The sequence below is a fragment of the Actinomadura fulvescens genome (assembly GCF_039533225.1).
GTDB classification, from domain to species: Bacteria; Actinomycetota; Actinomycetes; order Streptosporangiales; family Streptosporangiaceae; genus Spirillospora; species Spirillospora fulvescens.
Window position 1 is genome coordinate 682,539 of sequence record NZ_BAAATD010000003.1, and the last position, 11,624, is coordinate 694,162.

An 11,624-nucleotide genomic window follows, 5' to 3' on the forward strand; every position below is an offset into this window, starting at 1 on the left:
GGCCCGCGTTCCTCAGGGCAGCCGGGGCAGCCGGCGTCCGTACAGCCAGGCCGCGAACAGGGGCTCGGGCGTCTGCGCGGCATGGCGTTCGGCCAGCCGGGTGAAGTCCTCGGTCGTCACCGTGCCGTGCCGGTGCGCTGCCGTCCACTCCCGCAGCATGGGGAAGAACCGCCCCTCCCCCATCGTGCGCCGCAGCGCGTGCAGGGTGAGCGCGCCGCGCTTGTAGACGCGGTCGTCAAAGATCCGTTCGACGCCGGGGTCGGCCAGGACGAGGTCCTGGGGCTGCCCGGCGAGCCGCCCGTGCCAGCGCAGCGCGTGCTCGTCGGCGGACTCGCCGCCGGAGGCCTCCGCCCACAACCACTCGGCGTAGGTGGCGAAACCCTCGTGCAGCCAGATGTCACGCCAGCGCGCCAGGGTCAGGCTGTTGCCGAACCACTGGTGGGCCAGCTCGTGCGCGACCAGGCGTTCGGCGCCGCGCCGCCCGTCCACGTGGTTGGTGCCGAAGACCGACATGCCCTGGGCCTCGACCGGGATCTCCAGCTCGTCGTCGGCGACCACGACGGTGTACGCGCCGAACGGGTAGGGCCCGAACCGCTCCTCGAACGCGGCGATCATCTCGCCCTGGCGGCCGAAGTCGTACCGGACCCGGCCGGCCGCCGGGCCCGGGTGGACCAGGCGCTGCGGCACCCGCCCCGGGATCTCGGTGGTCTGGTAGCGCCCGATCTGGACGCTCGCCAGGTAGGGCGCCATCGGCTCGTCCTGCTCGTACACCCAGGTGGTGGTCGCTCCCGACCGGCGCCGTCCGGTCTCGCGGCCGTTGGCGACCACGTGGTAGGCGGACGCCGTGGTCAGCGAGATCCGGAAGGACGCCTTGTGGTCGGCGCGGTCGTTGCAGGGGAACCACGAGGGGGCGCCCGTCGGCTGCCCGGCCACGAGCGAGCCGTCGGTGAGCTGCTCCCAGCCGAGCCCGCCCCACGGGCTGGTGACCGGGCGCGGGTTGCCGGTGTAGCGCACCTCGACGGTGAACCGCTGCCCGGCGCCCAGCGCGCGCGGCGGCGTGACGTGGAGCTTGTCGCGGCGCTGCCGGAAACGACCGGCCCTGCCGTCGATCAGGACCCGGGCCACGCGGAACGGTCCAAGGTCGAGGTCGAACCGCACCAGCGGCGCGGTGGCGACCGCCGACAGCCGTGCGGACGCGCTCAGCCGGTTGGGGCCCACCCGGTAGTCGAGCTCCAGGTCGTAGTGGCCGACCCGGTAGCCGTCGTTGCCGTGCTCGGGAAGGTAGGTGCACCGCTCGAGGCCCGGGACATCCTCGATCATTCGTCAGCGTGCCTCTCGTCAGCGTGCCCGGGGCCAGGCCGCGATCGGGTTGCCGAGCCACCGGGTGCCGGCGGGCAGCTGCTCGCCGCGCATCACCAGGGACGCGGGTCCGACCGTGGTGTCCGCCCCGAGCCGTGCGGCGGGGAGGACGACCCCGTTCGAGCCTAGCGTCGCTCCCCGTTCCAGGACGACCGTGTCGATGCGCATGATCCGGTCGTGGAACAGGTGCGTCTGGAGCACGCAGCCCTGGTTGACGCTGACGCCGTCGCCGAGCCGCACGAGGTCGGCCTCGGGCAGCCAGTACGTGCCGCACCAGACGCCGCGGCCGACGCGGGCGCCGAGCGAGCGCAGCCACAGGTTCAGCGGCGCGGTGCCGAGCCAGGGTTCGGCGAACCACGGGGCGGCGAGCACCTCGACGAAGTTGTCGGCCAGCTCGTTGCGCCAGACGAACGAGCTCCACAGCGGCCGTTCGCCCGCCCGGATCCGGCCGACCACCGCCCACTTGGCCGCCGTCGTGACCGTGGCGGCGAGCGTTCCGGCGGCGATCGCGATCGCGCCGCCGAGCAGGGCCGCGGCTCCGAACCCGTAGGAGGCCGCGAGCCATTCGAGCGCGGCCACGGCCAGCACGCCGACGGCGACCGTGAGCATGGCGGGGATGATCCGGCAGAGCTCCACCGCCGCGCGCGCCGCCTTCAGCCGCCGGGGCGGCCGGTAGGTGCGGGACTGGTCGCCGGCGCCGACCGTGCGGCGCAGCTTGACCGGGGGCATGCCCAGGTAGGAGGTCCCCGCCTTGGCCTTCTTGGGCGCGGCCGACAGGACGCCGATCAGCCCGCCCTTGGGGACGTTGCGGCCGGGCGCGGTCATCCCGGAGTTGCCGAGGAACGCGCGCTTGCCGATGCGGGCGCGGGCGATCCGCATCCGGCCGCCGCCCAGCTCGTAGGGCGCCACCATCGTGTCGTCGGCGAGGAACGCCCCGTCGTTGACCGCGGTCATGGAGGGCAGCGCCAGCACCGTGGACAGCTCGACGTCGCGGCCGACCTTCATGCCGAGGGCGCGCAGCCAGGCGGGCGTGAGGATGCTGGCGTACAGCGGGAACAGCCACACGCGCGCCATGCCCATCAGCCTGCTGGTGGCCCACGCCTGCCAGGCCTGGCGGCTGTGCACCGGATGGTCGCCCTCGCGCAGCCCGGCCGAGAGCAGCCGGACCGATACCAGCGTCGCCAGCGCGAAGGTGCCCATGCCCGCGAGGGTGGCGAGCGGGACGCCGGCCAGCGCGGCGGTGAGCGCCTCGCCGAGTGTCGTGGTGCCCCGCACGAACGCGCCGAGCACGGCGAGCCCGGGAACCGCCGCGATCAGCGGAAGCATGCTCAGCAGCAGCGCGGACGTGCCGTACAGCGCCGCCCAGCGACGCCGTCGCGGCGGCGGCTCGCCCTCGTGGGGACGCGCCTTCCCCCTGCGCACGGCGGGCGCACCGGCCCAGCGCTGGCCGGCCGGGACCCTGCCGGTGACGGCCGAACCGGCGGCCACACGCGCGTTCTTGCCGATCCGGGTGCCGGGGAACAGCACGGCGCGGGCGCCGACCGTGGCGCCCGAGCCGATGCGGATCTCACCGATCCGCAGCAGGTCGCCGTCCAGCCAGTGCCCGCTCAGGTCCACCTCGGGGTCGATCGCGGCGTTGCGGCCGACCCGGAGCAGCCCGGTGACGGGCGGCGGCGAGTGCAGGTCGACGTCGGGTCCGATCTGGGCGCCGAGCGCGCGGGCGTACAGCGTGAACCACGGCGCGCCCGACAGCTCGGCGGCGCCGAGCCGCGCGGCGAGCTGCTCGGCCGTCCAGAGCCGCAGGTGCACGGAGCCGCCGCGCGGGTGGTCGCCGGGTTCCACGCCGCGCAGCAGCAGCCGCGCCCCGGCGGCCGTCAGGCACATGCGCCCGGCGGGCGTGACGAACAGCAGCGCGCCGGCCAGCACCCACCACCAGGATACGGTGGGCGCCCACGGCGGACCCGCCCCGGGGCCGAGGGCGGCGAGGTTGTTGAACGCGGCGAGACCGACCACCCACCGCATCGTGCCGAGCGTCAGCAGCGGGATCATGAGCAGTGCCTGGAGCAGCGCGGCGCGCCGCGGCATGGGCGTGACCACCCGGTCGGAGGCCGTGCTCCCGGACGCGTCCTCGGTCTCGGTCGCGCCGAGATGGGTGGCGAGGGCCCGGAGCGTGGAGTGCTCGTAGACGTCGCCGACCGCCACCGACGGATGGTGCGGGCGCAGCGCCGACACGAGCCGGGCCGCGCCCAGGCTGCTGCCGCCGAGCGCGAAGAAGTCGGCCTCCGGGCCGCCCGGCGTCTCGCCGAGGATCTCGGTCCAGCACGCGGCCAGCCATTGCTCGGCGCCGGTCATGGGCGCGCCGGCCCCGGCCGTGTCGCCGCCGCTGCCGGGCAGCGGCCACGGCAGCGCGTCGCGGTCGACCTTGCCGGAGGTACGGGTGGGCAGTTCGTCCACGCGTGCGAGTCGCGGGATCAGCGACGCGGGCAGTGCCTCGCGCAGGCGTTCGCGCGCCGCGTCCTCGTCGAAGCCCGCGCCCGGAACGAGGTAGCCGACCAGGAGCTGATGCCCGGCTCCGGTGGTGCGCACGGCCGCGGCGGCGCCGGTGACGCCGGGCAGGGCCTGCAGCGCGGCGTCGATCTCGCCGAGCTCGACGCGCCGGCCGCCCAGCTTGATCTGCTCGTCGGCGCGGCCGACGAAGACCAGTCCCTCGGGGTCGGCGCGCACCAGGTCGCCGCTGCGGTAGGCGCGGTCCCAGCCCAGCGCGGGCAGCGGCGCGTACTTCTCGGCGTCCTTGGCCGGGTCGAGGTAACGGGCCAGGCCGACGCCGCCGATGACCAGCTCGCCGGTCTCGCCGAAGGCGACCGGAGCGCCGCCGGAGCCCACGACCGCGAGATCCCAGCCGTCGAGCGGCAGCCCGATCCGTACCGGGCCGTCGCCGCCGAGGGGCGCGGCGCAGGCGACCACGGTGGCCTCGGTCGGGCCGTAGGTGTTCCACACCTGGCGGCCCGGGACGGCCAGGCGCGCGGCGAGCTCGGGCGGGCAGGCCTCCCCGCCGAAGATCAGCAGCCGGATGCCGTCGAGGGTCTCCACCGGCCACAGCGCGGCCAGGGTCGGCACGGTCGACACGACCGTGATGCCGCGTCCGGCCAGCCAGGGGCCGAGGTCCATGCCGGTGCGGACGAGGGAGCGCGGCGCGGGGACCAGGCAGGCGCCGTTCCGCCAGGCGAGCCACATCTCCTCGCAGGAGGCGTCGAACGCCACGGAGAGCCCGGCCAGCACGCGGTCGGACTCGGCCGCCGGGAAGAGCCGTGCCTCGGCGTCGACGAACGCCGCCGCGCTGCGGTGGGTGACGGCCACGCCCTTGGGTCTGCCGGTCGAGCCCGAGGTGAAGATGATCCACGCGTCGTCGTCCGGGCCGGGCCGCCCGCTGCGCCCGCCGGGCGTGCCGAGCACGGTGACGGCGCGGCCGTCGCCGATGACGGCGCGGACCCCGGCCTCGCCGAAGACCAGCGCGGCGCGTTCGTCCGGGTCGTCGGCGTCCACGGGAACGTAGGCGGCGCCCGCGGTGAGCACGCCGAGGATCGCCACGTACAGGTCGGCGGTGCCCGAGGGCACGCGGACGCCGACCCGGTCGCCGGGACCGATCCCCGCCTGCTCCAGTTCCTTGGCCAGGCGGCCGGCCTCGGCGCACAGGCCGGCGTAGTCGAGGCGGGTGACGCCGTCGTCGAGCGCGGGCGCGTACGGATGCCGCAGCGCCGTGGCGTCCAGGACGTCCAGCAGGGTGCGGGGCGGCGGAGCGCCCCCGGGCGAACGGAAAACGGCGCTCGCAGGCGCGTCGGCCACAAGTGGACGCAAGCTCTCCCCCGGTGTCGAGGCGATCGGCGGCCGGTCCACCGCGGCGATCCCCGCGGCCGCCGGTCACCCGGACGCTGCACGTCCGGACGCGGTCGGCATGCCGCAAGCCCGACACTCTACTCGATAGGGATGAACACGAAGGCGTGCCTGCCGTCATGACGGCAGGCACGCCTCCGGTACGTGCCCGGACCTCAGGTCAGCGACGGCGCGCCACGTCGTACGCGGCGGAGCCGATCAGCTCCAGCGACACCTGGAGACGCTGGAGGCTGACGTTGCCCCGGACGGTGTCCTCGGGCGTGTGGTAGACCGGCTCCAGCTGCGCAGGGGACTCGCCGCCGCGCCAGCTGAAGTTGCCCGCCGCGACGCCCTTCTCGAAGAACGCCTCGTGGTCGCTCGAACCGCGGGCGACCGGGCCCTTGGTCTGGCCGACGTAGCCGAGCCGCTTGGCGGCATCCAGCACGGCGGTCGTGGTGGTGTTGGGGTTGCCGTCCACCGACAGCAGCCAGTAGGTGCCCGCCGGCGGGTGGCTGGTGGCGACCATGTCGTTCTGGAAGACACCGGTGATCTTCTTGAGCTCCGCCGCGTCGAGCTTGCTCACGTAGTAGCGGGCGCCGACCAGGCCGAGCTCCTCCGCGCCCCACAGGCAGATGCGGATGTTCTGCCGGGTGGGCACGCGGCGCAGCACGCGCGCCAGCTCCATGGACAGCACGGTGCCGCTGCCGTCGTCGTTGCCGCCGGGCGAACCGGGCACGGTGTCGTAGTGGCCGCTGACGATGACCGTCTTGCCCTCGGGGTTGGGGAAGGTGGCCCGGCGCTCGGCGATGACGTTGTAGGAGGTCAGGTTGGTGTGCTTGGTGACCTCAAGGGAGAACCGCCGGGCGCCGGAGCGCAGCTGCGTGCCGTGGTACTCGGCGAGGACCAGCACCGGGACGGCCACGTACTCGGCGAAGACGATGTTGAGCGACTGGGCCTTGCGCTCGGGGTAGGTGGTCGAGCGCACGTTCTGGATCAGGACCGCGGTGGCGCCCGCCGCGGCGGCGGCCTTGGCCTGGGCGAGCTCCTTGCCGGCGACCCGGTTGAAGAGCGCGATCTTGCCCTTGACGTCGACGGTGACCTCGGTCGCGTCCTTGAGGTCGACGATCTCGCCCCGGACCCGGCCGGTGGCGGCGTTGAGGACGGCCCAGCTCTGCCAGTGCTCGCGGCGGCCCTTCACCTCCACCCGCATCTCGGCGAGGTTCTTGTCGGGCACCGGGAGGGGCTGGAGCTGGACCTTGTAGCCGAGGTCGCGCAGTTCCCCGGCGATGTAGCGGGCGGCGCGGTGCTCGCCGCGGGTGCCGGCCACGCGCCAGCCGATCTCGTCGCTGAGGACCCTCAGGTGCTTGAGCGCGCGGCGGGCGTCGACGCGGGCGACCACGGCCTTGTCGCCGGTGCTCAGCGAGGGCGGCAGGGCGGCGCCGGGGCGCTGCCGGGTCGTCGCGGCGGCCGTGCCGGGCAGCAGGCCCACGGTGGCGAAGCCCGCGAAGGCCGCGGCTCCGGCCAGCAGGTCGCGGCGGTTGACCTCGGACATGGCGTCTCCTCCGGGGGAGTAGGGGCAGGCTCGCGCGCCGGGACCCGGATCGACGGGTGGGACGGTCGACGCTGACCTGCCGGGGACGTTCAGGGGTACCCCGTTCGTCGCGAATTTACGAAATGCCCTATTCAATGAGCAAGATCGTCTACTCGTGTGCAACCGAAACGTGATCAATGTGCACGTCCGGATATCCCGGGATTGAGGCAGTGCAGGAGCGGCTCGCCCCGCCGCAGCCGCCCGAGGTCCTCGGCGACGGCCAGCGCCCGATCGGCCTCGGCGTCGGCGGTCTCTGCTCCGATGTGCGGCGTCAGCACCACGTTCGGCAGCCCCGCGAGCGGATGCGTGGGCTCGACGGCCAGATCGAGCCCGGCCCCCGTCAGGTGACCGGAGGCCAGCGCGCCGACCAGGGCGCCGGTGTCGTGCAGCCCGGCCCGCGCGGTGTTGAGGAACACGGCGCCGTCCTTCATGATCTCAAACTGCCGCGCGCCGATCATCCCGCGGCTCTCCTCGGTGAGCGTGGCGTGCAGCGACACCACGTCGGCGACGTTGAGCAGCTCAGGCAGCTTGTGCGTCGCGCCCTCGGCGTAGGGGTCGCAGGCGATGACCCGCATGCCGAGCCCGTCCATCCGCCACCAGACGGCCCTGCCCACCGCGCCCAGGCCCACGATGCCGAACGTCCGTCCGGCCAGCTGCCACGCCGGCCGCCGGCCGGCGGAACCCTCCACGACCCCCGGCCCCTCTCCTGCCGCCCGTCCTTCACGTACCGCCCGGTCGGCCGTCACGACCCCCCGTACGACCGCGAACAGCAGCGCCACCGTCAGCTCGGCCACCGCGTCCGCGTCATGACCCGCCGTGCAGAGCACCGGAATCCCGCGCGCGGTCGCGGTCTCGACGTCCACGTTCCCCGGGTCGCCCGTGACCGCGACCAGCTCCAGCGGATGGTCGAGCACCGGCCCGGCGACCTCGTCGTCCTCCCCGGCCACCAGGATCGTCGCGCCGAGCTCGGCGAGCCCGCGCGCCAGCTCGGCCGGGCCGCGCCGCACGCCCGCGGGTTCGTACACCACGTCCGTCAGCTCGTTCAGCTGATCCCAGCCCGGACCCCGCATCGGCGCGAGCACCAGCGCCCGTCCCGTCCGCTCGGCCATGCCGTCCCCCTCCTGCTCCGCGACGTCCCCTTTTTGACCGGAAAAGGCCGACGGAAACCGAGAATCCGCGAAACGCACCGGCCGGGCGCGGATTCGGCGGGTCCGGGCGTTGAAACACCGCGGGAGGCGTCAGTAGGGTGATGGCCCGTTCGTGAGCCAGATCACACCGAGGGGGCCATGCCGAACGACGAGGGACTCCGGGCCACCGGGGTCACCGTGCGGCTGGGCGGCCTGACCGCGGTGGACGGCGTGGGCCTGGAGGCCCCGCCGGGCACGGTCACCGGGCTCGTCGGGACGGGCGGGGCGGGCAAGACCACGCTCCTCGACGTCATCACAGGCTTGCGGCGGCCCGCGGTCGGCACCGTTCACCTCGACGGCGCCGACCTCACCTCGTGCGCTGCGCATGAGCGGGCGCGGCACGGCATGGCCCGTACGTTCCAGCGGCCGGAGGCGTTCGGATCGCTGACCGTCCAGGAGAACGTCCTGGTGGCGGCCGAGCTCCACACGGCGCGGCAGCGGCGCCGCCGGGACGCGCGCCGGAGTGCCGCGATCCTCGCCGACTCCCTGCTGGAGCGGGTCGGCATCACCGCGTACGCCGGCCGCCGCGCCGGCACCGTGCCCATGGGCGTCGCCCGGCTCATGGAGCTGGCCCGCGCCCTGGCGGCCGAGCCCCGCCTGCTGCTCCTCGACGAGCCCTGGGCGGGGTTGCCCGTGCCGACGGCCCGCTCGCTCGAATGCCTCCTGCGCGACCTCGCCGCCGAGGGGCTGGCCGTGCTGTTCACCGAGAACGACCTCGACCTCGTGATGGGCGTCTGCGACGTGCTGTACGTGCTGGACGCGGGCAAGGTGATCTCCCACGGGCCGCCCGCGCGGGTGCGGTCCGACCCCCGCGTCCGGCGGCTCCGCCCGGGCCGGGCCGAGCGCTTATCTTGACTCATTCAAGAAAATGGGCCACTCTGTCCGATGTGGCCACGATGTCGGACTTCCAGGAGATGTTGCGCGGAGCCGCCCTGCGCGTGACCCGGCCCCGGGTGGCCGTGCTGACCGCGGTGTACGCGCATCCGCACGCCGACACGGACTCGATCATCCGTGCCGTGCGCCAGGACCTCCCGAAGGTGTCCCACCAGGCCGTGTACGACTCGCTGCACACGCTGACGGCCGCCGGGCTGCTGCGCCGCATCCAGCCGTCCGGCTCCGTGGCCCGCTACGAGTCGCGGGTCGGCGACAACCACCACCACGTCGTGTGCCGCTCGTGCGGCGCCGTCGCCGACGTCGACTGCGCGGTCGGTGAGGCACCCTGCCTGACCGCGTCCGACGACCAGAGCTTCTCGATCGACGAGGCCGAGGTCACCTACTGGGGCCTGTGCCCCGGCTGTTCCACCACCAGCAGTTCTTGAGCAGATCCCCCTGGTCCGGAAGGATTCCCATGACCGAGAACCACGACGCCATCGTCACCGACGACATGCCGGAGGGCGAGGGCGGTTGCCCGGTCGCGCACGGTCGCGCACCGCACCCGACTCAGGGCGGCGGAAACCGCCAGTGGTGGCCTGAGCGGCTCAATTTGAAGATCCTTGCCAAGAACCCTCCCGTGGCCAACCCGCTGGGCGAGGACTTCGACTATGCCGAGGCCTTCCAGAACCTCGACCTCGCGGCCGTGAAGCGTGACATCGCCGAGGTCCTGACGACCTCGCAGGACTGGTGGCCCGCCGACTTCGGCCACTACGGCCCGTTCATGATCCGGATGGCGTGGCACAGCGCGGGCACCTACCGCATCAGCGACGGCCGCGGCGGCGCCGGGGCCGGCCAGCAGCGCTTCGCGCCGCTCAACAGCTGGCCCGACAACGGCAACCTCGACAAGGCCCGCCGCCTGCTGTGGCCGGTCAAGAAGAAGTACGGCCAGAACATCTCGTGGGCCGACCTGCTGATCCTCACCGGTAACGTCGCGCTGGAGACGATGGGCTTCGAGACCTTCGGCTTCGCCGGCGGACGCGCGGACGTCTGGGAGGCCGACGAGGACGTCTACTGGGGCCCGGAGACCACCTGGCTCGGCGACGAGCGCTACACCGGCGACCGGGAGCTCGAAGAGCCGCTCGGCGCGGTGCAGATGGGCCTCATCTACGTCAACCCCGAGGGCCCGAACGGCAACCCCGACCCGCTGGCCGCGGCCCGCGACATCCGCGAGACGTTCCGCCGGATGGCGATGAACGACGAGGAGACGGCCGCCCTGATCGTCGGCGGCCACACGTTCGGCAAGACCCACGGCGCGGGCCCGTCCGAGCACGTCGGACCCGACCCCGAGGCCGCCCCGATCGAGGCCCAGGGCCTCGGCTGGAGCAACACCTTCGGCACCGGCAAGGGCGCGGACGCGATCACCAGCGGCCTGGAGGGCATCTGGACGCCCACCCCGACGCAGTGGGACAACAGCTTCCTGGAGACCCTCTACGGCTACGAGTGGGAGCTGTTCCAGAGCCCCGCGGGCGCCAACCAGTGGCGGCCGAAGGACGGCGCCGGAGACGGCACCGTCCCCGACGCCCACGACCCGTCCAAGCGCGTCGCCCCGACGATGCTCACGACCGACCTCTCGCTGCGCGTCGACCCCATCTACGAGCAGATCACGCGGCGCTGGCTCGACCACCCCGAGGAGCTGGCCGACGCCTTCGCCCGGGCCTGGTTCAAGCTGACCCACCGTGACATGGGCCCGGTCGTGCGCTACCTCGGCCCGGAGGTCCCGTCCGAGACGCTGCTGTGGCAGGACCCCCTGCCCGCCCGCACGCACGACCTCATCGACGCCGCGGACGTCGCCGCCCTCAAGGAGCAGGTCCTCGCCCTCGGCCTGCCGGTGTCCCAGCTGGTGTCCACCGCGTGGGCGTCGGCGTCGTCGTTCCGCGGCAGCGACAAGCGCGGCGGCGCCAACGGCGCCCGCATCCGCCTGCAGCCGCAGAGCGGGTGGGAGGTCAACGAGCCCGACCGGCTGGCGACGGTGCTGAGCGCCCTCGAAGGCGTCCAGCAGTCCTTCAACGCCGCGCAGAGCGGCGGCAAGCGGGTCTCGCTCGCCGACCTGATCGTGCTCGCCGGCGGCGCGGCGGTCGAGAAGGCGGCCAAGGACGCAGGGTTCGAGATCGAGGTGCCCTTCACGCCTGGCCGGGTGGACGCCTCGCAGGAGCAGACCGACGTGGAGTCGTTCGCCGCCCTGGAGCCCAGGGCCGACGGCTTCCGCAACTACCTCGGCAAGGGCGACCGCCTGCCCGCCGAGTACCTGCTGCTCGACAAGGCCAACCTGCTGAACCTGAGCGCTCCGGAGATGACCGTCCTCGTCGGCGGCCTGCGCGTCCTCGGCGCGAACTACCAGCAGTCGCCGCTCGGCGTCCTGACCGACCGTCCCGGCACCCTGACCAACGACTTCTTCGTCAACCTGCTCGAACTGGGCACGACGTGGAAGTCGACGTCGGAGGACGCGACCACGTTCGAGGGCCGTGACGCCTCGGGCCAGGTCAAGTGGAACGCCAGCCGCGCCGACCTCGTCTTCGGCTCGAACTCCGAGCTGCGCGCGCTCGCGGAGGTCTACGCGAGCGACGACGCCAAGGAGAAGTTCGTGACCGACTTCGTCGCGGCGTGGGACAAGGTCATGAACCTCGACCGGTTCGACCTGCGCTGATCGCCGGCCGGAACGCCGGCGCGGGGGCCGCCCCCGCGCC

The 11,624-nt window shown here is 73.7% G+C and carries 7 protein-coding genes; 3 read left to right on the forward strand and 4 right to left on the reverse strand.

The window, feature by feature from the left end; genetic code table 11:
- Positions 1-12: 12 nt before the first annotated feature.
- The 4 genes from ABD333_RS15205 to ABD333_RS15220 form a co-directional block, all read right to left on the reverse strand.
- Positions 13-1,320, reverse strand: a complete 1,308-nt coding sequence (locus tag ABD333_RS15205) for a M1 family metallopeptidase (protein ID WP_344541406.1) — start codon at positions 1,318-1,320, stop codon at positions 13-15.
- An 18-nt stretch (positions 1,321-1,338) separates the two neighbouring features.
- Positions 1,339-5,214 (reverse strand): Pls/PosA family non-ribosomal peptide synthetase, encoded by a 3,876-nt coding sequence (locus ABD333_RS15210; protein WP_344541408.1) that lies wholly within the window; start codon positions 5,212-5,214, stop codon positions 1,339-1,341.
- 196 nt (positions 5,215-5,410) lie between these two features.
- A complete protein-coding gene (locus ABD333_RS15215) occupies positions 5,411-6,781 on the reverse strand; it encodes a M28 family peptidase (RefSeq protein ID WP_344541410.1) in 1,371 nt (456 codons plus the stop codon).
- A gap of 173 nt (positions 6,782-6,954) precedes the next feature.
- Complete coding sequence (locus tag ABD333_RS15220) at positions 6,955-7,929, reverse strand: NAD(P)-dependent oxidoreductase (RefSeq protein ID WP_344541411.1); 975 nt, start codon at positions 7,927-7,929, stop codon at positions 6,955-6,957.
- Positions 7,930-8,106: 177 nt separating this feature from the next.
- On the opposite strand from ABD333_RS15220, the gene ABD333_RS15225 reads away from it, so the two are divergent.
- The 3 genes from ABD333_RS15225 to katG are packed head-to-tail and all read left to right on the forward strand — an operon-like array spanning position 8,107 to position 11,584.
- The gene (locus ABD333_RS15225; RefSeq protein WP_344541412.1) at positions 8,107-8,862 is read left to right on the forward strand and encodes an ABC transporter ATP-binding protein; all 756 of its coding nucleotides are present in this window, start codon (positions 8,107-8,109) and stop codon (positions 8,860-8,862) included.
- Positions 8,863-8,921: 59 nt separating this feature from the next.
- A complete protein-coding gene (locus tag ABD333_RS15230; RefSeq protein ID WP_425546912.1) occupies positions 8,922-9,326 on the forward strand; it encodes a Fur family transcriptional regulator in 405 nt (134 codons plus the stop codon).
- Positions 9,327-9,355: 29 nt separating this feature from the next.
- On the forward strand, positions 9,356-11,584 hold the full coding sequence (gene katG / locus ABD333_RS15235) for a catalase/peroxidase HPI (protein WP_344541414.1): 2,229 nt from the start codon (positions 9,356-9,358) through the stop codon (positions 11,582-11,584).
- Positions 11,585-11,624: the final 40 nt, after the last annotated feature.